Consider the following 20,688-nt stretch of genomic DNA (forward strand, 5'->3'; position numbering starts at 1 on the left):
CTGATTAGGTTGTCGAGGGCAGCGCTATCAGCACCGCGTTCGTGGTTTGAGATAGGATTTGTTGCGCAGCAGCACGAATTGCAGCGATATCGAGGTTGGCGAAAGGCTCGTCGAACATACGTAGCTGAGGGGTAGCCCAGTTCGGTTCCGCTAGGAGGGCAAGGCGTTGTTTCTGACCACCGCTGAGTTCGGACGAGCGGCGCCGGGCAAGAATGCCCAACTCGGCTATCGCATCCTGCTGTCCGGCGAGCCTGAGCGCCTCTTGGGCCGTTAGGTCCGGGAAGACGTTGTGATCCGATGGGATCAAATGCAAGCCCTCTCTGACGCGACCCCAGACCGGGAGGCGGTTTATCGGCTTGGCACCAAGGAGAATGTCGCCTTGGAATACCGGTATCAGGCCGCTTATGCCTGCCAACAGAGAGCTCTTGCCCCACCCATTCGGCGCCTGGAGTACGGCAATCTCACCTTTGAAAACCCGGAGGTTGAATCCGGTTTCCTGTTGTTCGTCATCAAGACCGATCACGACGCGGGAGCCGCGCTTGAGTATGAGATGCCTGATATCCAGGACGGCTTCTTCGTTTTGCACCGCTCGGTCTGAACGTCGAATGCGCGTTAGTCTGGCACCATTTGGTAGTGGCTCGTCGATGACGGTACTTGCATCGTCGATAAAGAACTCCATCCATGGATAGATATGATGAATTTCGGTTCGTTGTGCCGCATGGCCGTTTGGTACCAGCTTGCCGTTCTCGAGCAGCCAGTCGGTAGTGACCAAGCCGTGCAGGTGGATATGGTTAAAAGCATGCTCAATGATGACAAGGGTAACGGCTTGTTCACGGACAAGGCGCTCTAGCAACTCCAGGATCTGTGTGACGCCGGAATGATCCAGTCCGGCAAGCGGTTCATCTAGAAAGAGAACGCGGGCGCCAGCGGCGACAGCACGCGCGATGGCTACACGTTTTGCCTGACCGAGGGAAATCTTGTCCGCAGACGAGCTTTCACGTCCAGCAAGCCCGAGACGGACGAGCATGGCATCAGCCCTTTGATGCATCTCTTGTTCAGTGCGTTGGACGTGGCCCTGCGCGAAAAGCGCAAACAAGGGTCTTTCCCCGGCATGGTCAGGTTCAGCGACTACGATGTTGTCGCGCAGGGTCTGGCCGTTGAAAAGGCGAATATCCTGCCAGGTACGGCACACGCCTTCCTTGGCGACGAATTCCGGCGTGAAGTGGTCGAAAGGGTTCAGCTCTTGCCACCAGTGGCGGGGGAAGCGGTAGGTACGGGGCGTGTCGTCGGCCTGGTAGCGGATGGTTCCAGCATCGGGCTCGAGGTTGCCGGTGAGGATGTTGAGCAGGGTGGTCTTGCCGGAACCGTTTTCGCCGCGCAGCAGCACGACCTCACCCCGCCGCAGTTCCAGATCCACGCCGTCCAGCACGACTTGGCCACCAAAGCGCTTCTTTAACCCTTCTGCGCGCAGCATAACCGGTGCCTGCCGGTTGTCCGTCTGATGTGTGGTGGCGGCGGTTGGTGAATGGGAGGATTGTCGTGTGGCTTGCATCATTTCAACCGGTATTCGCCGCTGATGCCCTGCGGACGGAAGTGCATCATGAGCACCAGCAATAGACCGTAGCAGGCCAAGCGCAGGTTGGCGGCCTGGGCATCGGGCAAATGCAGAAAGCGCAGCAGTTCGGGCAAGGTGATGAGGATGATGGCGCCCACGATTGGTCCACGAAAGTTGCCCACCCCGCCGACCAGCACCATGCTCAGGATCAGGATGCTCTCATTCAGGGTGGCAGAACTGGGGTCCAGATAGCCGATGTAGCTCGCGTACAGAGCACCGGCCACGGCAACCAGACCGCAGGAGATGGCCAAGGCCTGGACCTTGAGCAGACGAGTGTTTTTGCCCAAGCCGCGGGCGGCGAGTTCGTCCTCGCGCATGGCGATCAGGACCCGCCCCCAGGGAGATGCTTTCAAGCGCCAGAAAATACCGGCGCAGATCACGGTCAGCAGAGTGGCGAGAATAAGGAAGCTGATTGGATCGGCAACGTTGTAACCGAGTACGTCCGGCTTGGGAATGCCAGCGATGCCGAACGGTCCGTTGGTCAGATTGCTCCAACTGCCCAAGGGGGCCTGGGGGTCGAACCAGTTGTAGAACAGGCTGAAGAGGAGAGCCTGCACTGCCAGGCTGCCTAACACGAAGAAATCCCCTTTGAGCCGCCAGGCTGGCAGTGAAACAGCCAGACTGACTATGGTGGCGATCAAGATGGCCGCCAGGAGCGCAGGAAAGAAGCTCCAGCCCAAAGTTATGGCCAACAGGGCGTAGACATAGCCGCCGAGGGCGAAATAGCCCGCATGTGCGAGTGTGAGCATGCCGCAATACCCCACCACGAGATTGAGGCTCAGGGCCACGATCACGTAGATGTCCAGGTAGATGAGCAGGTGGATGAGGTAGTTCATTTAACGGTGGTTTCGATGCGGGTTTCGCGTCCGAAAAGTCCTTGCGGTCGTAGCAGCAAGAACAATGCCAACACAAGGAAGGTAACAGCTTCCTGCCAGCGTGCCGAGAATTGCCATACCACCTGTGCTCGGATGAGGCCCAGGAGCAAGCCGCCGATGATTGGTCCGATCAGGGATGTCCGGCCGCCGATGATGACTGCCACGATGGCCAGCAGTGTGGCGTTCAGGCCGGTGTGCGGGTCAAAACCAATGTCTCGGGCAGTGAGCAGTGATGCCGCCGTGGCCAGGACACCGGCCAGTGCAAAGGCAAGCAGCCGGTGGGCATCCACGTTGTAGCCGTAGAGCGCGAATTGGGTGGGGTTGTCCGCCAGGGCGCGCAGGCGCAGACCGATGTCGGTCAGGTACAGCATGGCAAGCACGGCCAACAGGAGCAGCAAACCCACGCCACCCATGAGGAGCTGGGATTGGGTCAGGATTGTGTCGCCCATGGCATAGGTCACGTCCAGCCCAGTTCGCAAAGTTCGCGTCTCGTTGCCCCAGATCATGGCCACCACCTGAACGACCAGGATATAGAGTCCTAGCGAGGCGATCAGATGCGCGCCTTCGGAGGCGCGCTTGCGGGTCAACGGGGCATGATTAGCCCATTCGAACAGGACAGCCAAGGTAACTACGCCGCACAGGGAAACCAGCAACCCTCCCATCCATCCGCCCAGCTCAGACGCTCCCATTTGAAAGAGATAGGGCGCCAATGTGTAGAGACCCGCGAGGCCGACGAACAACACGCGGGTTGGGAGGTAGACCATCTGGAAGGCCATGGCCAGTAAGGCGATGGCAATTCCAGAAATAAAACCGTTAATCAGGATTTGCATGTGGCCAGAGCGTCTGAGAAACCTTGTTTTCGATGGACTCTAACAAATATGATGCCCGTTAAGATAACGCGCTTATCCGGAAAACCACCAAGCCTCTGCAGTACTCATCACATCTAGATTGTTCTACTCAATCTTGGCAGCGACACACAAGAACATTAAATAGGTATCTATAGTATCGCATTTGATACTAACGAAATCTACGCAGACCTACACGCCGGCCACTCAAGTATCGATTGATACAACGTACGCAAATACGTACCATAGCAACTCTCACCGGAGAGCAACCATGACCACCCTCACCGCAAGCGAAGCACGGGCCAACTTGTATCGCCTCATCGACCAGGCTGCGGAGTCCCATCAGCCTATCCACATCGCGGGCAAGCGCACGAGCGCGGTCCTGGTGTCAGCCGAGGATTGGCAGTCCATTCAGGAAACGCTGTATCTCTTGTCGGTTCCCGGCATGCGCGAGTCCATCAAGGAAGGCATGGCTGAACCCCTTGGCGAGAGCGTCAAGGAACTCGACTGGTGAGCTGGCAGCTTGTCTTCTCCAAGCACGCGGGGAAAGATGCGAAGAGGTTGGCGGCAGCGGGATTGAAGTCAAAGGCCCAGGAGTTGCTGGCCGTTCTGTCGAACGATCCATTTCAGAACCCGCCGCCCTACGAGAAACTCGTTGGTGATCTCGCAGGCGCATACTCACGGCGAATCAATATCCAGCACCGTTTGGTCTACGAAGTCTTTGTCGAAGAACGCGTTGTTCGCGTACTCAGGATGTGGTCGCACTACGAGTAAAGGCGGCCTGCCGATTGAACCTGCTTTCCTCGGTTTGAAGTCATCTGACAGCCAGTTCAGCGACTCCTGCGGGGACAGTGCCTTCGGAAGCCCCCCGTCCCAACCCCACTCAGCCCTCGTCTCTAAGTTCCAGCGCCCTATCATACAGCGCGTTCTTCGACTCCCCCGTAATCGCCGCCGCCAGCTTGGCGGCCTGCTTCACCGGTAGCTCGGCCAGCAGCAGGCCCAGCACCCGCTCCGCCTCGGGCGACAGGCCTTCAGCCACCGGCGCGGCCGAGACCAGCAGCACGAACTCCCCCCGGGCCCGGTTGGGGTCGGCGGCGAGCCAGGCGGGGCCTTCGGTGATGGGCATGCGCACGATCTGCTCGAACATCTTGGTGAGCTCGCGGGCCACCACCAGCTCGCGGACCGGCTCGAAGACGGCGGCGAGATCGTCGAGGGTTTCGGCGATACGGTGGGGTGCCTCGTAGAACACCAGGGTGCCGGGCACGCTGCGCAGGCTTTCCAGGCTGGCGCGGCGGGCGGCGCTCTTGGTGGGCAGAAAGCCGTGGAAGTGGAAATGCCCGTCGGCCAGCCCGGAGGCGGACAGGGCCGTGATCACCGCGCTGGCGCCGGGTACCGGGACCACCGGAAAGCCCGCGTCCTGGACGCGGGCCACCGCGCGGGCGCCGGGGTCGGACACGGCCGGGGTGCCGGCATCGGTGATCAGGGCCACCTGCTTGCCCTCCTCCAGCATGCGGATCACCAGCCCGGCGGCGGCCTGTTCATTGTGTTCGTGCAGGGCCACCAGGCGGGTCTTGATGCCGAAGGCATCGAGGAGGCGCTGGCTGTGGCGGGTGTCCTCGCAGGCCACCGCATCCACCGCCCGCAGCACGGCCAGGGCGCGCAGGCTCATGTCCTGCAGGTTTCCCAGGGGCGTGGCCACCACATACAATGACGATGTCTTAGAGAGCGGAGAAACCGAAGATGCGTCGGACGGTGCAGAAAGCATGGCAGGCGTGGTGCGGAAAGGCGGGGGAGCCCGATTGTGGGGGCGGGGGCACGCCGACGCAAGCCGAACACCTGCGGCGTGGGGCGGCCGCCGAGGCCCTGGCCGCGGCATACCTGGAAAGCCACGGGCTGGCCATCCTGGTGCGCAACCTGCGCTGCCGCGGCGGCGAGGTGGATCTGATCGCCCGTGACCGCCACAGCGTCGTCTTCGTCGAGGTGCGCCTGCGCAGCAACCCGCGCTTCGGCGGCGCTGCGGCCAGCATCACGGCTACCAAGCAGCAGCGGGTGATCCTGGCGGCGCGCTACTGGCTTGCAGGTGCCGGGCGGGCCTACGCCAACGCGCCCTGCCGCTTCGACGCGGTGCTGCTCGAAGGCCTGGATCCGCCGCGCATCGAGTGGTTGCGGGGGGCTTTCGATGCGGGCTAGGCTGGCCCTGGCGGCCCTCCTGTTGAGCCTGCCGGCGCTGGCCCAGCCAACAGTACGCATCCTCGTCCAGAGCTCTCCGCTGGCCGGCTTTCAGTATTACGGCGGCAAGATCCTGTGGGACGAGATGCGCGAGGGCGACCGCCTGGCCCTGATCCGCGAGCCGGACAATCCCCATGATCCCCTGGCGATACGGGTCGAATGGCGCGGCACCAAGCTCGGCTACCTGCCCCGCGCCGAAAACCGCGACGTGGCCGCCGAGATGGACAAGGGCACGCCGATTGCCGGGCGCATCGGCCGGATGGCCGACAACCCCAATCCCTGGAAGCGTCTGCGCGTGGATGTCTTTGTCGGTTTGTAAGCGGATTTGGCGCCCGCGGCTCGGCCCGGGGTGCGAATGCTAGAATCCGCCGCACTTACCCCGGAGTCCGCCATGGATCTTGTAGCCCGCATCGCCCAGCAGTTCACCGACAGTGCCCAGACCAAGCTGGCCGCGCTGGAGTTCATGGCCGAACCCATCGCCGCCGCCATCGAAGCCATGACCCACAGCCTGATGGCCAACGGCAAGATCCTCGCCTGCGGCAACGGTGGCTCGGCCGCCGACGCCCAGCACTTTGCCGCCGAACTGGTGAATCGCTTCGAGATGGAGCGCCCGCCGCTGGCCGCCGTCGCGCTCACCACCGACAGCTCCATCCTCACCTCGATCGCCAACGACTACGATTTCACCCAGATCTTTTCCAAGCAGGTGCGCGCCCTCGGCCAGCAAGGCGACGTGCTGCTGGCCATTTCCACCAGCGGCAACTCGGCCAACGTCATCGAAGCCATCCACGCCGCCCACGAACGCGAAATGCGCATCGTGGCCCTGACCGGCAAGGACGGCGGACAGATCGGCGAACTTCTCGGCCCCGACGACATCCACCTTTGCGTGCCAGCCAACCGCACCGCGCGCATTCAGGAAGTCCACCTGCTCACCCTGCATTGTCTGTGCGACGGCATCGACTGCCTCTTTCTCGGAGTAGAAGAATGAAATCCATCCGCAAGCCGCTCGCCTGGGCCGCCCTTTCCATCGGCACCCTCGTCGCCGCCCAGGGCTGCATCCCGGTCATCGTCGGCGGCACCGGCATGGCCGTGGCCATGGTCTCCGACCGGCGCAGCTCCGGCACCTACCTCGAGGACGAAGGCATCGAGTGGAAGGCCGGCAAGTGGATCAACGAGCGCCTCGGCGACAAGGTTCACGCCAACGCCACCTCGTTTAACCGCAAGCTGCTGATCACCGGCGAAGCCTTCAACGAGGCCAGCCGCGACGAAGCCGGCCGCCTGGCCGCCGCCGTCGACAATGTCCGCGAAGTCGTCAATGAGCTGCGCATCGCCCCGACCAGCACCTTCGGCGCCCGCAGCAACGACAGCTACATCAGCTCCAAGGTCAAGGCCCGCTTCGTGGACCAGAAGGATTTCCACATCCAGCAGGTCAAGGTCACCACCGAAGCCGGCACCGTTTACCTGATGGGCCTGGTCAGCCGCCGCGAAGGCGACGCCGCCACTGAAATCGCCCGCACCACCAACGGCGTACAAAAGGTCGTGCGTGTTTTCGAGTACATCAGTGAAGACGAAGCCAAGCGCCTCGACGGCGCCATCAAGCCCGCCGAGCCTGCCAACCCGTAACCCGGAGAGTCCCCATGAACCGTCGTGAAGCCCTTTTCGCCACCGGCGCCCTGATCGCAGCCGGCGCGGCCGTCGCAGCCGAAGAGCACAGCCACCATCATCACGCTGGCACCCACCCCTGGCAGGCTGTTCTCGACACCGCCGGCATCTGCATCGAGAAGGGCGAAATCTGCCTGACCCACTGCATCATGCTGCTCGGCGAGGGCGACAAGACCATGGCCGCCTGTGCCACCAGCGTGCGCGAGATGCTCGCCTCCTGCCGCGCGCTGATCACCCTGGCCGGCGCAGAATCGAAGTTCGCGCCCAAACTTGCCGCGCTGTGCGTGGATGTCTGCAAGAACTGTGAAGCCGAGTGCAAAAAACACGCGACCAAGCACACACCGTGCAAGGAATGCATGGACAGCTGCGCCGAATGCGCCAAGGCCTGCAAAGCCATGATCGGCTGATTGTCCCCGGCATCCGCGGCCCGGCCCGCGGATTCGCCGCCCCCCGACGGAGCCCTCATGGCCATTGAAATACCCGGATTCCCCGCCCCCGTCGAAGGCCTCGACATTGCCGCCGGACTCCGCCGGCTGGACGGTGATACCGAGCTTTACATCGCGCTCCTGCGCGACTTCATCAGCACCGAACAGAACGCCGCGACGGTGATTGCCGCAGCCCTGGCCCAGGGCGACCGCAACGCCGCCATCCGCCGCGCGCACACGGTAAAGGGCCTTGCCGGCACCTTCGGCGCCGTTCGCCTTGAGCCCGTCGCCCTCACCCTCGAGCTGGCCCTGCGCAGCGCCGAGCCGCAGCAGGCGCCCGATGCCGAATTACAGGCCTTCGCGGCCGAGCTGGATGCGCTGATGAGCGAACTGGCCGTAAAACTCCCCCCCGAAGACGCCCCCGAAACGCAGCCCGCCGGCCCGGTCGACCCGCATTTTCTGGCAAGCACCTGCCACGAGCTGGCCGGACTGCTGACCGACTACGACATGGCCGCCGGGCGCCTGCTGAGTGTGCGCGCCGGACTTTTCCAGACCGCCTTTCCCGACCACGCCCCGCGGCTGGAACAGGCCCTGCGCAACTTCGACTTCGACGACGCAGCCGAAACCCTGGCCGAAGCCTGCCGCCAGCACGGCATCAAGCTCGACGCTCAATAACCGGCGTCGTTCAAGAAGCGCAGCCGCTCGGCAGGCTTGTCGATGTGGCCGGCGAGTGCCCGGCACAGGGTTTCCGGGCAGTCTGCGTTGCGGGCCTCGCGGCGCACGAGCACCTTGGCCATCGGGCCGATGTGGCGCGCGAAGAGTTTTTCGATCTGCGCGAGCTGTTCGTCGGAAATCACCCCGGCAACGCCCCCGTCGGCAGGCGGGGTCGCCGCCGATGCCGCGCCCGTTGCCAGCGGCCGGCTGCGGGTAGCCGAAGCAGCGCCTGTCGTGCCCCCTGCGAGCCCTGACATAAACGCCGCCCGCGGCGCCGGATCAGGAATCAGCTGGGCCAGCAGTTCATACAGCTCGATGCGACTCGCCGCCCGGGGAACCGTCTTGCGGACGAGCACCTTGGCCATCGGCCCGATGTGCTGCGCCAGGCCCCGCTCGACTGCCTCGATGATCTCCGGGCTCAGGTCGCTGCCCGCCATCGGCCGCGGCAGCGAGGCCTCCCCGCCGCGCGCGGCAGCGGCCGGCCCCTCGCCCGAGTAGGCAAAGATTTCGTGCTCGCGGTCCTGCGCATCCCGGCGCACGCCCAGATGCTGGAAGCACGCCGCGGCATTGCGCTTGAGGTGGTGGATCACCTCGAAATACGCGCGCGAAACCAGCACGTGGCCGGGCTCGGCAAAACGCATCACGCGAAAAGCCGTGGAGATGCCGTCGCCCAGGATGCGCGAGCGTCCGTTGGCGTCGGGCGTCACCTGCACCGGGCCGAGGTTGATGCCCATCTGGATGCCGAGCCCCTCGCCCGCGGCCGCGTCGCCCAGATGGCTGGCGGCACGCAGTGCGTCTTCGGGGTCGCCCACGTAGCACACCGCGCAGCCTTCCTTGGTATTGACCGCCAGACGCGTGGCCGGCGACACCGACGCCACGGTCTGGGTCAGCATCCGGGCGAGGCGGGTGCGCCCCTCGGTGCGCGCGGCAGCGTCGCCGGACGCCACCGCCACGTCGGCAAACAGCACCGCGGCGATGAAGCTGCGGGCCTCGGCAGCCGACACGCCCAGCGGCAGCGGGGCTTCGAGCGGCGGCTCGACCGGCCCCTCGCCACCGGTGGGCGGCGCCAGGCAGGCCCGGCGAAAAGCGGCCACATCCTGCGGGCGGGCGCTCTCGTCGGGCTTGAGGGCCCAGTCGATGGCGTTGAGCAGCCCGACCCCGAACACCGTCACATTGCCGATGCGCGCCGCCGCCGGCATGCCGTCCTCGCGCAGGCGGGCCAGGGCCTCCAGCGGCAGCCTGCCGGTCACCATCCAGTACATCACGCCGGCCAGCGCGTAGAGGTCGGTCCAGGGCCCCTGCTTGCCGTGGCGGTGGTATTGCTCGGCCGGTGCGAAGCCCGGGCTCACCACGGCGGTGAGGGCCTGGTCCACGGCGTCGTGCTCGATGCGCCGGGCCGACCCGAAATCCAGCAGCACCGGTGAGCCGTCGGCACGCATGTAGATGTTGCCGGGCTTCACGTCGCGATGCAGAAAACCGGCCCTGTGCACAACCTCCAGCCCGTCGAGCAGCGGGCGGACGATGCGCAGCAGGCTTGCCCGGTCGAGGGGCAGACGCCCCACCAGCCAGTTCTGCAGCGGCTGGCCGGTTTCGTACTCCATCACCATGTAGGCGGTGTCGTTGGCGCGAAAGTAGCGCAGCACGCGCACGATGCCGGCATGGTGAAAGCTCGCCAGCGCGCGGGATTCGAGCAGGAAGCGCTGCAGCCCCCAGTCGAAGGTCTTCGCCGCGTCGGCCGAGCGGGGTCGCACGTTCAGCTCGGGGGTGCGCACCGCCACGTCGCGGGGCAGGTATTCCTTGATCGCCACGCGGCAATCCAGGTTGGTGTCGTGGGCCAGGTAGGTCATGCCAAAACCGCCACCGCCCAGCACCCGCTCGAAGCGGTACTCGTTGAGGGTGTAGCCGCCGGGCAGCGCGAGCGGGTCGTTCTGATGCGCGGGCGGCGGGCCTGCTGGGTGCGTCATGGTGTGCAGGCCCGGATCAGCTGTCGATCATCTGCATGGCTTTTTCGAGACTTCGGCGCATGCGGTTGAACGAGCTTGCCAGCACGGCGACTTCATCGCGGCCGCCCTCGGGGAACTCGGGCTGGTCGAAGTCGCCGGTGCTCACCTTGTCGGCGGCCGCGGACATGCGCGACACCGGCCCGATGATCAGCCACGACAACATCAGGTTGAGCGCCACGAACACCGCCACGAACACCGCGGCCAGCGACACCATGAAGGTGCGGAAGGCCTGCCCGGCGTTCTCCAGCGGCACCGACATGGGCACCGAAACCACCTGGGCGCCCACCACTTCATTGAGCTTCCAGCCAAAGCCGTTGGCCGCGCCATACACTTTGAGCATGCTCGCCGGCGCGGCATCCGGGGTGCTGTGACAGGTCAGGCAGGCCGGCGATTCGATGCGGATCGGGTGGGCGATGTACAGCGCCGGGCCGGTGGGCGTGTCGCGCTGACCGCTGATCTCGCGGCTGTCGGCCCGGTTGCGGAAGGTATTGATCAGATCGGCCTCCCAGTCTGCCGCCCGGTCGCGCGGGTTGGTCGGGTTGAGGGTGGCTTCCTTGTAGTCGTAGTCGGGATACTTTTTGTGCAGCTCGGCGAGGGTTTCGGTGGCCGCGTAGGCCGGGATGGTCTGGGGCAAAAACTCCCTGTCCATCAAGCCGATGAGGTGGGGCTTGACCTGGCCGACGGTGTAGCCGCGGATGGCCAGCGCCGCCTCCATGACCAGGCGCCCCTCGCCCAGCACCCGGTCACGGGCCTGGCGGTGCAGCAGATCGTGGGAGATATAGCCCGCCACGCCGAAACCGGCGAGGAAGACCCCAAACAGAACCAGGTTGAACTTGAATCGCAAACCCATGGAAGGCATCCCGAGAAAGGGCCCGAGGGCCGCACAGAACGTGCATTCTTGCACAGGTCAAGCCCAATTCGGGGCACATGTCGGCGTGTTGATCCGCGACAAGGAATTCGCCCGGAATGCCTGTCGGGCGATACCATGGCGACCGCCCCGGCAGCAGCGCCGGGGCGCGCCGGCGGCGTTGAGCACGGTCAACGTGCTGCAGTGCAAAACACGGACAATCGCCCTGCGCGAATCCGGCGAAAAGGAATCTTGCCTGCTTCGCTTTCCGAATGCGCTGAACAGACCGGCCGGACACCCCACCCAAACGGAAAAACAGGAATATGTCCCACGAGCACTCCCGCAAGGCCACGGCGCCGATCGTCATTGCCGCCATCGGCGTTGTCTTTGGCGACATCGGCACCAGCCCGCTCTACGCGCTGAAGGAAATCTTCAACGGGCACCACCCTATCCCCGTCACCCCGGACAACATCTTCGGCATCCTGTCGATGGTGTTCTGGTCGATCATGGCACTGGTCACCGTGAAGTACGTCAGCGTGATCATGCGCGCCGACAACCGCGGCGAAGGCGGCTCGCTGGCCCTGCTGGCGCTGATCACCGAAAAGTCGCACAACCGGGTGGTGACCTGGGTGATCTCGCTGCTGGGGATCTTCGCCGCGGCCTTGTTCTACGGCGACAGCATGATCACCCCGGCCATCTCGGTGCTCTCGGCGGTGGAAGGCCTGGAGATCATCTCGCCGGACTTCAAGGCCTACGTGCTGCCCATCACCCTGGTGATCCTCACCGGCCTGTTCTTCATCCAGCACCGCGGCACCGACACCGTGGGGCTATTCTTCGGGCCGGTGATGGTGGGCTGGTTCAGCGTGCTCGGGGTGCTCGGCGCACTGGAAATCGCCCGCCACCCGAGCGTGCTGGCGGCCCTCAACCCCATGTACGCGATCCATTTCATCGGCAGCCACACGGCGCTGGCCTTCCTGGCCCTCGGCTCGGTGGTGCTGGCCGTCACCGGCGGCGAGGCGCTCTACACCGACATGGGGCACTTCGGACGCTTTCCGATCCGCCTGGCGTGGTTTGGCTTTGTGATGCCGGCGCTGGTGCTCAATTATTTTGGCCAGGGCGCCCTGCTTCTCAACGAACCGGCCGCCATCGAAAGCCCCTTCTTCCATCTGGGCCCCCAGTGGGCGCTTGTGCCGATGGTGATCCTTGCCACGCTGGCCACGGTGATCGCCTCCCAGGCCGTCATCTCGGGGGCCTTCTCGGTGGCCCGCCAGGCGGTGCAGATGGGCTTTCTGCCGCGCATGCTGATCATCCACACTTCCGGCAAGGCCGAAGGGCAGATCTACATTCCCTTCACCAACTGGACGCTCTACATCGCCGTGGTAGCCCTGGTCGTGGGCTTCAAGAACTCGTCCAATCTGGCCGCCGCCTACGGCATCGCAGTCACCGGCACCATGCTCATCGACACGGTGCTGGTGGCTTTCGTGATGGTGCTGCTGTGGCGCTGGCACCCGCTGCTGGTGGCCCTGGTGGCCGGCAGCTTCCTGACGGTGGATATCGCGTTCTTTGCCGCCAATGCGCTGAAGATTCCCCAGGGCGGATGGTTTCCGATTGTCATGGCGCTGGTGGCCTTCACGGTGCTCACCACCTGGCGCCGCGGCCGCCGGCTGGTGCGCCGCGAACTGGCCCGGCAGGGCATCCCGATGCAGGCCTTCCTGGGCGTGCTCGGCAGCGACATCCACCGGGTGAGCGGCACCGCGGTGTTCATGACCAGCTCGAAGGAAGACGTGCCGGCCGCCCTCCTCCACAACCTGAAACACAACCAGATCCTGCATGAGCGGGTTGCGCTGGTTACCGTCGAAACCACCGACACGCCTTATGTGAACAATTTCGACCGCGTGTACCTGCACCGCATGGAAAAAGGCTTCATGCGCATCGTGATCCGCTACGGCTTCATGGAAGATCCGGACATCCCGCTGGCGCTGGAGAGCTGCAAGCGCTTCGGCGAGTCCTTCGAGATCATGGAAACAACCTTCTACGTGTCGCGTGAAACCGTGATTCCCGGTGTCATCGGACGCAACATCCACCCGTGGCGGGCGCGCCTGTTCGCCTTCATGTCGAAGAACGCCACCAGCGCGACGGACTTCTTCAAGATTCCGAACAACCGGGTGGTCGAGCTGGGAACCCAGCTGGTGATTTAACGCGTGGGGTGCACGTGGCCCTGGGCCATGTCCCACTCGGCGAGGATCTCGGCGGCCTGGCAGGCCAGCGCCGCATCCGCGAAGCCCTCGAGCGACGGAACCCGCACGAAGCTGCGGATCGGGCTGCCGTTCTTGTGCTGCAGGTCGTACCAGCCGTCCCACTTGTTCTGCCCGCGCCGCAGCAGGGCGTAAGGCTGGAAGACGAAATCACCGGCGGCCTGCGTCAACATCCGAATCTCCTGGTAGTCCGAGTCACCGGGAAGCGGTGCACGGAATGCGCGGATTCTAGACAGGCCAGCCGGCCAGAATGTCAAACATCGTTACAGATCGACCCTGCGAAGCACTCTGAAACAATTCGATTCGGGTTTTCAGCCCTTCGGGCCGGATGCTGACAGGCGTCGTTGCAGAAAGCGCACCAGCGCCCCCATCACCGGCAGCCGGGCGAAGAGTTCCTCCCCGGTATCCCAGTAATCCCGATGCACCAGCACGTGCCCCTCCGGCGACAGTTCGAGGCGGGTGGCGCCGTGGACAACCTGGATTTCGGTTTCGCGCCAGCCGCGAAAGCGAAAGTGGAACTCCCATTCCAGCCAGGCCTCCCGGCCCTCGGCCATGCGCGATGTGACGCAAAAGCGCGGCTCCTGCACCTGCCGGAACATGTGGCGAAAGACTGCCTCGATGGCCGCCAGGCCCTGCACGTCGTTGAACGGATCCTTGAAGCGCGCGTCGGGGGCATACACGTTGCCGATGTGCGCCAGGCTTTCCGGCGACAGGGTTTCGTAAAAACGCACGACGCGTTCGACATCCAGCCGGCGCACCTCGCTCATGGGCGCGTGCCCCGCGAGACGAGGCTGAAATACAGCCGATCCGGCAGCCAGCGCAGCAGCTTCATGACGCGGGTGAAGCGCTGCGGAAAATGAATCTCGAAAGCCCCGCCAGCAAAGCCGCGGACGATGCGCCGGGCGGCGTCTTCGGCCGAAATGAGGGCCGGCATGTCGAAATCGTTTTGCGCGGTGAGGGGCGTGGCGACAAAGCCCGGGTTGATGATGAACACCGACACGCCCTGGGGCGCCAGGTCGAGATACAGGGTTTCGGCAAAGTTGATCAGCGCCGCCTTGCTCGGCCCGTAGGCCAGCGCCTTGGGCAGGCCCCGGTAGCCGGCCACGCTGCCGACGATGGCAATCGCCCCGCATTGCTGGCGGAGCATTTGCGGCACTACCGCGGCAACCCCGTCCATCACCCCGAGGAGGTTGGTGTGCACCGTCTGGCGGGCGGTGTCGGTGGTCAGATCCCAGGCCCGCAGCGGCGTGTAGGTGCCGGCGTTGAGAATCACCAAATCAAGCCCGCCCCAGGCGTCGAGGATCTGCATCATCGCCGGGGTGAAGGCGCCGGCGTCGGTCACATCCAGGGGCAGCACCATCACGTCGCGCATGCCCTCGGCCACGTCGCGCAGGCGCCCGGCACTGCGGGCCGACAGGGCCAGCCGCGCACCGCGGGCGTCGAGATCGGCCGCCAGCGCCGCACCGATGCCGCTGGAAGCGCCGACGATCCACACCCGCCGACCCTGCCAGTCGGAGATCGGCGTATTCAGGCTGCGGAACCAGGCCATCGTTACTCCCGCTTGCGGAAACTCAGGGTGACTTCACCCAGCCGGACCCCGAACTTGCTCATCACCGAACGATTGAGCATTACCCGGTCGTCCATCAGGAACATCCAGTCGTCGAAATCCACGTTGTAGACTTTTCCATCCACCGGCAGGGCCATCACATATCTCCAGCGTAGCGCATTGCCACGGGCTTCGCCCACCGCTTCACCGACCACGTCGTCCGCGCGGCCGGTGTAGTGATTGGCATCCTTGCGGGTCACCGTCCAGACGCGGCGCTGGGTGCTGCCGTCCGAGTACGTGAAGCGCTCGTCGAGCGTGCCGACCGCCCCCGCCCAGCGGGCTTCGATCACCACGTGAAAACGCTTCACGACCTTGCCCCCGCGATCCTGGAACATGCCGTCGGCGTCGAGCGTGCCGTTGAAATAGCGGGCAAGATCCAGCTCCGGCTTTTCGGCCGCGTAATCGGCCACCTCCACCGACGCACACCCTGCCAGGCCCACCAGGCCCGCCAGCACGACAGCCAGTTTTTTCATGATGCAGTCTCCGCTTCGATGCGCCGACGCAGCGCCCACAGGGCAGCCGCGGCGGCAAGTTTGAGTACGAGGGGAACAAACGCATACACCGCCGACAGCGCGGCCAGCGCCTCGCCGCGCGCGCCCGGCGTGTAGCCGAGCAGCGCCAGCAGGGGTAATGCAAGGCCGGCCGCCAGCGCCAGGTTGGCCTTGGTGACAAAGGTCCACCAGCCAAAGCAGGCTCCGGCCTGCAAGGCCCCGCTGCGATCCCGCGCCAGCAGGTCGGCCAGAATCGCCGGCGGCAGGGCCAGATCGCCGCCGAGGGCGAGGCCGGAGAGCACGCAGATCACCGCAAAGGCCGGCACATCGCCCGCCCCCACCAGCCCGGCCCACGCAAACACGCCCACCGCCAGCCCCATGCCGGCAAGCCAGGCCCTGAGCTTGCCGATCCGCCGCGACAGCCACACCCACAGCGGCAGCCCCGCAGCGCCGGCCACGAAATACAAGGCCAGGAAGAAACCGCCGAGATCGTCTCGCTGAATCACGTCGGCCACGAAGAACAACACCGTGGACGCCGGCACCGCCGCGGCGATGCCGTTGAGCGCAAACACCGCCAGCAGCGCCGCGAAGGCCCGGTTGCCGAGCGCCCCGCGCAGGGCCGGCCACGGCGCCTCGTGATGCACCACCGACCGGCGGCCTGCCGGCAGGCTGCCAAGGGCCAGCGCCGCCAGCAGCGCCAAGGGCACGAAAATCCAGCCCAGCCGTGCCAGACCTTCGGGCAGCCTGGCGGCCAGCAGCGCCGGCAGGGCCGCCGCCAGCACTACGCCGACAAGGCCAAAACCTTCGCGGCCGGCCACCAGACGCGTGCGGCTGTCGGAGTCGGTGCCCAGCTCGGCGCCCCAGGCCGCGTAGTTGATGCTGGCCAGCGAGTAGCCAAAGGTGACCAGCACCAGCAGTGCCGCAAGCCACACGCCGCCCGCCCCGGCCGGTGGCGCCAGCAGGCCGGCAATGCCCACTGCCAGAAACGGCAGCGCCAGAAGGATCAGGCGCAGGCGCGAGGCGCTGCGATCGGAGGCCCAGCCGATCAGCGGGTCGGCCAGCGCGTCGACAATCCGCGTGGCCAGCAGAATGGCGCCCACCAGTGAAAGGCTGAGGCCGAGTTCGCCGGCATAAAGCTTGGGCACATGCACGTAGATCGGCAGCGCGGCAAAGGCCAGCGGCAAACCCAGCACGCCGTAGCGCAGCACCGCGCCCGTCGGCAGCGCCGACACGGGCTTCACGACGGCTGCCCGAGCAGGCGCGCGCGCAGGGCCGGAACGCGGGTGCGCGCGTCAAGCCAGATGGCGAAGAAGGCGCGGGCGAAAGCCGGGTCGGCGACTTTGCCGGACAGGCGCCCCTGGTGATAGAAGGCCGCGCCGCCGCCCTGCAGGTTCACGCCGACGATGGTTTCACCCGCCGCCACGTCCGGAAAAACCTGCTCCAGCAGCAGTTTCCAGCGCGCCAGCCGGGCTTCGTCGGCGCCGCCGAGGCGACGCATCTCGTCGAGGCTGGTGTCCACCAGCGTCGCCCGTGAAAACCCCCGGGCGTAGGTGAGGGACAGCGCAAAGGGCGCATCGTCGCGATACGCCGCGCCGGCGACCCACAGGCTGGCGTCGTAGAGCCGCAGCCCCAGAAAGCGGGCTTCGCCGGTGCCCAGCAGGCGCCAGTCGGGGTTGAGGGATTGCACCGGGGCGGGCAGATCTGGCGCCGTCGCCCACACCGGCGGCGGCCAGCCGGTGAGCAGGGTAAAGGTCAGCAGGGTGATCGCCAGCGGGCGCAATCCCCGCGCACTACGTCGTCGCATGGCAGAGCCGGAACTGATGCACATCCACGCTGCCGGCCCGGAAACCGGCCTCGCAGTAAGCCAGGTAAAAACGCCACAGGCGCACGAAACGCGTGTCGTAGCCGAGCGCCTCGACCTGCGGCAGCGCGGCCTCGAAGCCCTGCCGCCAGCGCACCAGGGTTTCGGCGTAGTCGAGGCCGAAGGCCAGGTCGCCGGCCACTTCCAGCCCGGCCTGGCGGGCCTGGGCGGCCACCACCGCGGGGCTCGGCAGCATGCCGCCGGGAAAGACGTAGCGCTGGATGAAATCCGTGCCCTTGCGGTAGTTGGCGAAGAGCGCATCGGCGATGGTGATGGTTTGCACCACCGCGCGGCCGCCGGGCTTCAGGCGGGCACGCAGCTGGGCAAAGTAGCCGGGCCAGAAACGCTCGCCGACGGCTTCGAGCATTTCGACGGACACGATATGGTCGTACTGGCCGCGCACGTCCCGGTAGTCGCACAGTTCGAAGTTGACCTGGTCGGCCCAGCCGCCGTCCTCGGCCCGCTGGCGCGCCCAGGCCAGTTGCTCGCGGGAGAGCGTGAGCCCGAACACGCGGCAGCCGTATTCGGTGATCGCCACCTCGGCAAAGCCGCCCCAGCCGCAGCCGATCTCGAGAATGATCTGGCCGGGCTGCGCGTCAAGCTGATCGAGAATGTTGCGGTACTTGCGGCGCTGGGCGTCTTCAAGCGGCTCGTCCGGCGCCAGCTGCAATGCGCTGGAGTAGGTCATGGTCGGGTCGAGCCACAGCCGGTAAAAATCGTTGCCGAGGTCGTAGTGGGCTTCGATGTTGCGCTTGGAGCCGGCCCGCGTGTTGGCGCGCAGCAGGTGGGTGAGGCGGTGGCCGATCAGGCGCCAGGCGCTGCCGTGGATGGCGCGCCGGAGGCTGTCGCGGTTCCTGGCCAGCAGGGTCAGCAGCGCCGGCAGGTCATGGGTTTCCCAGTCGCCCGCCAGCCACGTTTCGGCAAAACCGATGTCGCCCTTGGCCAGGATTTCGTCGAAAACCCGTTCGTCGGCCACCATCAGGCTGGCCACGCACGGCCCGCGGCCCACCCGGCGTGAAAAGCCGCTCGGCAGGCTCACGTCGATAGCGCCGCCTTCGAGGCTGTCGAGCAGGCCGAGCACGAGGCGGGTTCCCTGGCGCAGGCGGGTGGCACGCGCGGGCAGGTTGCTGGTCAGGGTGTTTTCGAGTCGGCTCATGAGGAAATCCCCGTGGAAGGCGGAAGCGGTTTGCGGAAAAAGGGCACGCGTTTTACGGCCAGGCGCAGGGCCTGCCAGTGGATCCGGGCTACGACGCCAAAGGTCATCAGCGGCAGGTGGGCCAGCCAGCGCAACAGGGCGGCACCGTCGAGCGGCTCTTCGCGGCCCGACAGGCGGGTGGCCAGCCGGCACTGCCCGTCTTCCCAGTAGTCGATGGAAATGCCGACCACCGGGCCGTGGCTGTCGAAACGGAAACGGTATTCACCGCTCACCGGGAAAAACGGCGACACATGAAAGACCTTGGCCGCGCCAAGCATCTCGCCAGGCAGGATGGGCCGGCGATCGGGATGGGCGACGAGATAGTTGTGGCGCTCGCCGAAGGTGTTGCTGACTTCGGCCAGCACGGCGCGCAGCTGGCCGCTGCGGTCGTGGCAGAACCAGAAACTCACCGGGTTGAACAGGAAGCCGAACATCCGCGGCATGGTCTGCAGCACGACTTCGCCGTCGGCCTCGTCCAGCCGGTGCCCGGCCAGCAGGCTGCGAATCCACGGCAGCAGCGGCGAGCCGTCGCGGGCGCCGTGGTCGCGGGTGCGCAGCGAAAAAACGTTGGGCCGGTCGATGCCAAGGAGCGGCGCGCGGAGGCTCTCCATCTGCGACAGCGGGATGCGCAGCGTGGCCAGCGGGTAAGTGAAGCGGTTGTGCGCCGGAAGCGTGCGTTCGTGCATCACCGCCCCCCGGCACACGCTCGCGGCAAAGCGGCCGCTCATCAGGCCAGCTCCAGCGGCGCTTCGGCGCGGTTGCGCCACGGCGCGGCAATGCCAAAGGCGCCGGCCACGGCGAGGGCCGACTTGAGACCGTCCTCGTGAAAGCCGTAGCCCGTCCAGGCGCCGGCAAACCAGCTGCGCTGCCGGCCCTGAATGGACGGCAGGCGGGCCTGGGCATCGATGGCAGCCTGGTCGAAAACCGGGTGTGCGTAGCGGTACTGACCAAGCACGGTTTCAGGCGCCGGCTCGAAAAGCGGGTTGAGGGACAACACCACCGGCGTGGTCACCGGCAGGGGCTGCAGCCGATTGAGCAGGTAGGACACCGACACCGGCTGGTCGCCCGGCGCACCGCGTCCGGCGAGGTAGTTCCAGGCCGACCACACGCCCTTGCGGCGCGGCATCAGGGCGATGTCGGTGTGCAGCCAGGCAGCGTTGTCCTGGTATTTGACGGCACCGAGAACCTGCCGCTCGGCCGCCGTGGCACCAGCGCCGAGAATCGCCAGAGTCTGGTCCGAATGGCAGGCAAAAACCACCTCGTCGAACGCTTCGACGCCATCGCCGGACATCACCTGCACACGCAGCGGGTCATCGCGAAGCACGCTGAACACGGGGGTTGCAACCCGCACATCGCCGATTTCGGCAAGCAGCTTGTCAACGTAGCTGCGCGCACCCCGATTCACGGTGTACCACTGAGGCCGGTTGAGGATGCGCAAGAGGCCGTGGTTGTGGCAAAAGCGCACAAAGGTGGCCAGCGGGTAGGCCATCATGGTTTCGGTCGGGCAGCTCCAGATGGCCGCCGCCATGGGGATCAGATACCAGTCGCGAAAGGCGTGGCCGTAATCGTGCAGCGTCAGGTAATCGCCCAGCGCCAGCGCCGGAACCCGTCCGGTCTGCGCCATGACGGTGGTTTCGCGGTTGAAGCGGCGGATATCCCGCAGCATGCCCCAGAAGGCCGGCCGGGCGAGGTTGCGGCGCTGGGCGAAGAGGCTCGTCACATCGCTGCCCGCCCATTCCAGCTCCGGCGAGCTCAGGCTCACGCCGAAGGACATTTCGCTTTTCACCGCGTCTACACCCAGGTGCTGGAACATCCCGCACAGGTTGGGATAGGTCTCGCGGTTGAAGACGAGAAAGCCGGTATCCACCGGAAAATCCTGCCCATCCACCCGGATATCCACGGTGTGGGTGTGGCCGCCTACATAATCGCCCGCCTCGAAGAGGGTGACCTGATGGTTGCGGCTCAGCAGCCAGGCACTGGCTAGGCCGGCGATTCCGCCCCCCACCACAGCGATGCGCTTGGTATCCGGCGCGCGGGCGCGCAGCCGGTTTTCGTCGATTCGATCCAT

The 20,688-nt window shown here is 65.7% G+C and carries 24 protein-coding genes; 9 read left to right on the forward strand and 15 right to left on the reverse strand.

Going from position 1 to position 20,688, the window contains the following annotated elements; translation table 11 throughout:
- Window positions 1-4: 4 nt before the first annotated feature.
- From Q1W26_RS00465 to Q1W26_RS00475, 3 genes are read right to left on the reverse strand one after another with little or no spacing between them, the layout of a single operon-like run.
- Window positions 5-1,555 carry an ATP-binding cassette domain-containing protein gene (locus tag Q1W26_RS00465; RefSeq protein WP_300434410.1) on the reverse strand — a complete coding sequence of 517 codons (1,551 nt, stop codon included), beginning with the start codon at window positions 1,553-1,555 and terminating at the stop codon, window positions 5-7.
- Window positions 1,552-2,451: a branched-chain amino acid ABC transporter permease gene (locus tag Q1W26_RS00470; protein WP_300434412.1), complete on the reverse strand. Its 900-nt coding sequence runs from the start codon at window positions 2,449-2,451 to the stop codon at window positions 1,552-1,554. Before Q1W26_RS00470 ends, Q1W26_RS00465 begins: the two co-directional genes overlap by 4 nt.
- A complete protein-coding gene (locus Q1W26_RS00475) occupies window positions 2,448-3,320 on the reverse strand; it encodes a branched-chain amino acid ABC transporter permease (RefSeq protein WP_300434415.1) in 873 nt (290 codons plus the stop codon). The genes Q1W26_RS00470 and Q1W26_RS00475 overlap by 4 nt, the downstream gene beginning before the upstream one ends.
- Window positions 3,321-3,606: 286 nt before the next feature.
- Between Q1W26_RS00475 and Q1W26_RS00480 the strand changes: the two genes are divergently transcribed.
- Window positions 3,607-3,849: a type II toxin-antitoxin system Phd/YefM family antitoxin gene (locus Q1W26_RS00480; RefSeq protein WP_296408466.1), complete on the forward strand. Its 243-nt coding sequence runs from the start codon at window positions 3,607-3,609 to the stop codon at window positions 3,847-3,849.
- A complete protein-coding gene (locus tag Q1W26_RS00485; RefSeq protein WP_296408467.1) occupies window positions 3,846-4,109 on the forward strand; it encodes a Txe/YoeB family addiction module toxin in 264 nt (87 codons plus the stop codon). Before Q1W26_RS00480 ends, Q1W26_RS00485 begins: the two co-directional genes overlap by 4 nt.
- A gap of 109 nt (window positions 4,110-4,218) precedes the next feature.
- Here Q1W26_RS00485 and rsmI read toward each other — a convergent pair whose 3' ends face one another.
- Complete coding sequence (rsmI, locus tag Q1W26_RS00490) at window positions 4,219-5,004, reverse strand: 16S rRNA (cytidine(1402)-2'-O)-methyltransferase (RefSeq protein ID WP_300434417.1); 786 nt, start codon at window positions 5,002-5,004, stop codon at window positions 4,219-4,221.
- Window positions 5,005-5,075: 71 nt separating this feature from the next.
- On the opposite strand from rsmI, the gene Q1W26_RS00495 reads away from it, so the two are divergent.
- The 6 genes from Q1W26_RS00495 to Q1W26_RS00520 all read left to right on the forward strand — a co-directional run bounded on the left by Q1W26_RS00495 (window position 5,076) and on the right by Q1W26_RS00520 (window position 8,323).
- On the forward strand, window positions 5,076-5,525 hold the full coding sequence (locus tag Q1W26_RS00495) for a YraN family protein (protein ID WP_300434419.1): 450 nt from the start codon (window positions 5,076-5,078) through the stop codon (window positions 5,523-5,525).
- Window positions 5,515-5,883 carry an HIRAN domain-containing protein gene (locus tag Q1W26_RS00500; RefSeq protein WP_300434422.1) on the forward strand — a complete coding sequence of 123 codons (369 nt, stop codon included), beginning with the start codon at window positions 5,515-5,517 and terminating at the stop codon, window positions 5,881-5,883. Before Q1W26_RS00495 ends, Q1W26_RS00500 begins: the two co-directional genes overlap by 11 nt.
- Window positions 5,884-5,955: 72 nt before the next feature.
- Window positions 5,956-6,549 carry a phosphoheptose isomerase gene (locus tag Q1W26_RS00505; RefSeq protein WP_300434424.1) on the forward strand — a complete coding sequence of 198 codons (594 nt, stop codon included), beginning with the start codon at window positions 5,956-5,958 and terminating at the stop codon, window positions 6,547-6,549.
- Complete coding sequence (locus tag Q1W26_RS00510) at window positions 6,546-7,184, forward strand: BON domain-containing protein (protein WP_300434426.1); 639 nt, start codon at window positions 6,546-6,548, stop codon at window positions 7,182-7,184. Before Q1W26_RS00505 ends, Q1W26_RS00510 begins: the two co-directional genes overlap by 4 nt.
- A gap of 14 nt (window positions 7,185-7,198) precedes the next feature.
- The gene (locus Q1W26_RS00515; RefSeq protein ID WP_300434428.1) at window positions 7,199-7,630 is read left to right on the forward strand and encodes a four-helix bundle copper-binding protein; all 432 of its coding nucleotides are present in this window, start codon (window positions 7,199-7,201) and stop codon (window positions 7,628-7,630) included.
- 57 nt (window positions 7,631-7,687) lie between these two features.
- Window positions 7,688-8,323, forward strand: a complete 636-nt coding sequence (locus Q1W26_RS00520; RefSeq protein ID WP_300434430.1) for an Hpt domain-containing protein — start codon at window positions 7,688-7,690, stop codon at window positions 8,321-8,323.
- On the opposite strand, the gene Q1W26_RS00525 is transcribed toward Q1W26_RS00520, so the two are convergent.
- Entirely contained in the window at window positions 8,317-10,326 is a 2,010-nt protein-coding gene (locus Q1W26_RS00525) for a protein kinase (RefSeq protein WP_300434432.1), read from the reverse strand. The genes Q1W26_RS00520 and Q1W26_RS00525 overlap by 7 nt on opposite strands.
- A 16-nt stretch (window positions 10,327-10,342) precedes the next feature.
- The gene (locus Q1W26_RS00530; protein ID WP_300434434.1) at window positions 10,343-11,215 is read right to left on the reverse strand and encodes a DUF3365 domain-containing protein; all 873 of its coding nucleotides are present in this window, start codon (window positions 11,213-11,215) and stop codon (window positions 10,343-10,345) included.
- Between the two features lie 320 nt (window positions 11,216-11,535).
- Between Q1W26_RS00530 and Q1W26_RS00535 the strand changes: the two genes are divergently transcribed.
- Window positions 11,536-13,410 carry a potassium transporter Kup gene (locus Q1W26_RS00535; RefSeq protein WP_300434437.1) on the forward strand — a complete coding sequence of 625 codons (1,875 nt, stop codon included), beginning with the start codon at window positions 11,536-11,538 and terminating at the stop codon, window positions 13,408-13,410.
- Here Q1W26_RS00535 and Q1W26_RS00540 read toward each other — a convergent pair.
- The 9 genes from Q1W26_RS00540 to Q1W26_RS00580 form a co-directional block, all read right to left on the reverse strand.
- Window positions 13,407-13,640 carry a hypothetical protein gene (locus tag Q1W26_RS00540; RefSeq protein ID WP_300434440.1) on the reverse strand — a complete coding sequence of 78 codons (234 nt, stop codon included), beginning with the start codon at window positions 13,638-13,640 and terminating at the stop codon, window positions 13,407-13,409. The genes Q1W26_RS00535 and Q1W26_RS00540 overlap by 4 nt on opposite strands.
- 138 nt (window positions 13,641-13,778) lie before the next feature.
- The gene (locus Q1W26_RS00545; RefSeq protein WP_300434442.1) at window positions 13,779-14,234 is read right to left on the reverse strand and encodes a nuclear transport factor 2 family protein; all 456 of its coding nucleotides are present in this window, start codon (window positions 14,232-14,234) and stop codon (window positions 13,779-13,781) included.
- The gene (locus Q1W26_RS00550) at window positions 14,231-15,016 is read right to left on the reverse strand and encodes an SDR family NAD(P)-dependent oxidoreductase (protein WP_300434444.1); all 786 of its coding nucleotides are present in this window, start codon (window positions 15,014-15,016) and stop codon (window positions 14,231-14,233) included. The genes Q1W26_RS00545 and Q1W26_RS00550 overlap by 4 nt, the downstream gene beginning before the upstream one ends.
- A gap of 2 nt (window positions 15,017-15,018) precedes the next feature.
- Window positions 15,019-15,546, reverse strand: coding sequence for a DUF3833 domain-containing protein (locus Q1W26_RS00555; RefSeq protein ID WP_300434446.1), 528 nt, complete (start codon window positions 15,544-15,546; stop codon window positions 15,019-15,021).
- On the reverse strand, window positions 15,543-16,805 hold the full coding sequence (locus tag Q1W26_RS00560; protein WP_300434448.1) for an MFS transporter: 1,263 nt from the start codon (window positions 16,803-16,805) through the stop codon (window positions 15,543-15,545). Before Q1W26_RS00560 ends, Q1W26_RS00555 begins: the two co-directional genes overlap by 4 nt.
- Window positions 16,802-17,368 carry a chalcone isomerase family protein gene (locus Q1W26_RS00565; RefSeq protein ID WP_300434451.1) on the reverse strand — a complete coding sequence of 189 codons (567 nt, stop codon included), beginning with the start codon at window positions 17,366-17,368 and terminating at the stop codon, window positions 16,802-16,804. The genes Q1W26_RS00560 and Q1W26_RS00565 overlap by 4 nt, the downstream gene beginning before the upstream one ends.
- Complete coding sequence (locus Q1W26_RS00570) at window positions 17,355-18,581, reverse strand: cyclopropane-fatty-acyl-phospholipid synthase family protein (protein ID WP_300434453.1); 1,227 nt, start codon at window positions 18,579-18,581, stop codon at window positions 17,355-17,357. Before Q1W26_RS00570 ends, Q1W26_RS00565 begins: the two co-directional genes overlap by 14 nt.
- Complete coding sequence (locus Q1W26_RS00575; protein WP_300434455.1) at window positions 18,578-19,348, reverse strand: DUF1365 domain-containing protein; 771 nt, start codon at window positions 19,346-19,348, stop codon at window positions 18,578-18,580. Before Q1W26_RS00575 ends, Q1W26_RS00570 begins: the two co-directional genes overlap by 4 nt.
- Window positions 19,348-20,688, reverse strand: a complete 1,341-nt coding sequence (locus Q1W26_RS00580; protein ID WP_300434458.1) for an FAD-dependent oxidoreductase — start codon at window positions 20,686-20,688, stop codon at window positions 19,348-19,350. The genes Q1W26_RS00575 and Q1W26_RS00580 overlap by 1 nt, the downstream gene beginning before the upstream one ends.

Origin of the sequence: Zoogloea sp. (assembly GCF_030157465.1) — a bacterium.
Taxonomy (GTDB): domain Bacteria; phylum Pseudomonadota; class Gammaproteobacteria; order Burkholderiales; family Rhodocyclaceae; genus Zoogloea.

Coding starts and splice junctions, on each gene's coding strand:
- Q1W26_RS00575 (WP_300434455.1), bottom strand. CDS start 19,348: ATGAGCGGCCGCTTTGCCGCGAGCGTGTGCCGGGGGGCGGTGATGCAC.
- Q1W26_RS00540 (WP_300434440.1), bottom strand. CDS start 13,640: ATGTTGACGCAGGCCGCCGGTGATTTCGTCTTCCAGCCTTACGCCCTG.
- Q1W26_RS00535 (WP_300434437.1), top strand. CDS start 11,536: ATGTCCCACGAGCACTCCCGCAAGGCCACGGCGCCGATCGTCATTGCC.
- rsmI (WP_300434417.1), bottom strand. CDS start 5,004: ATGAGCCTGCGCGCCCTGGCCGTGCTGCGGGCGGTGGATGCGGTGGCC.
- Q1W26_RS00580 (WP_300434458.1), bottom strand. CDS start 20,688: ATGGATCGAATCGACGAAAACCGGCTGCGCGCCCGCGCGCCGGATACC.
- Q1W26_RS00525 (WP_300434432.1), bottom strand. CDS start 10,326: ATGACGCACCCAGCAGGCCCGCCGCCCGCGCATCAGAACGACCCGCTC.
- Q1W26_RS00500 (WP_300434422.1), top strand. CDS start 5,515: ATGCGGGCTAGGCTGGCCCTGGCGGCCCTCCTGTTGAGCCTGCCGGCG.
- Q1W26_RS00480 (WP_296408466.1), top strand. CDS start 3,607: ATGACCACCCTCACCGCAAGCGAAGCACGGGCCAACTTGTATCGCCTC.
- Q1W26_RS00475 (WP_300434415.1), bottom strand. CDS start 3,320: ATGCAAATCCTGATTAACGGTTTTATTTCTGGAATTGCCATCGCCTTA.
- Q1W26_RS00570 (WP_300434453.1), bottom strand. CDS start 18,581: ATGAGCCGACTCGAAAACACCCTGACCAGCAACCTGCCCGCGCGTGCC.
- Q1W26_RS00530 (WP_300434434.1), bottom strand. CDS start 11,215: ATGGGTTTGCGATTCAAGTTCAACCTGGTTCTGTTTGGGGTCTTCCTC.
- Q1W26_RS00470 (WP_300434412.1), bottom strand. CDS start 2,451: ATGAACTACCTCATCCACCTGCTCATCTACCTGGACATCTACGTGATC.
- Q1W26_RS00550 (WP_300434444.1), bottom strand. CDS start 15,016: ATGGCCTGGTTCCGCAGCCTGAATACGCCGATCTCCGACTGGCAGGGT.
- Q1W26_RS00545 (WP_300434442.1), bottom strand. CDS start 14,234: ATGAGCGAGGTGCGCCGGCTGGATGTCGAACGCGTCGTGCGTTTTTAC.
- Q1W26_RS00505 (WP_300434424.1), top strand. CDS start 5,956: ATGGATCTTGTAGCCCGCATCGCCCAGCAGTTCACCGACAGTGCCCAG.
- Q1W26_RS00565 (WP_300434451.1), bottom strand. CDS start 17,368: ATGCGACGACGTAGTGCGCGGGGATTGCGCCCGCTGGCGATCACCCTG.
- Q1W26_RS00515 (WP_300434428.1), top strand. CDS start 7,199: ATGAACCGTCGTGAAGCCCTTTTCGCCACCGGCGCCCTGATCGCAGCC.
- Q1W26_RS00465 (WP_300434410.1), bottom strand. CDS start 1,555: ATGATGCAAGCCACACGACAATCCTCCCATTCACCAACCGCCGCCACC.
- Q1W26_RS00510 (WP_300434426.1), top strand. CDS start 6,546: ATGAAATCCATCCGCAAGCCGCTCGCCTGGGCCGCCCTTTCCATCGGC.
- Q1W26_RS00555 (WP_300434446.1), bottom strand. CDS start 15,546: ATGAAAAAACTGGCTGTCGTGCTGGCGGGCCTGGTGGGCCTGGCAGGG.
- Q1W26_RS00495 (WP_300434419.1), top strand. CDS start 5,076: ATGCGTCGGACGGTGCAGAAAGCATGGCAGGCGTGGTGCGGAAAGGCG.
- Q1W26_RS00520 (WP_300434430.1), top strand. CDS start 7,688: ATGGCCATTGAAATACCCGGATTCCCCGCCCCCGTCGAAGGCCTCGAC.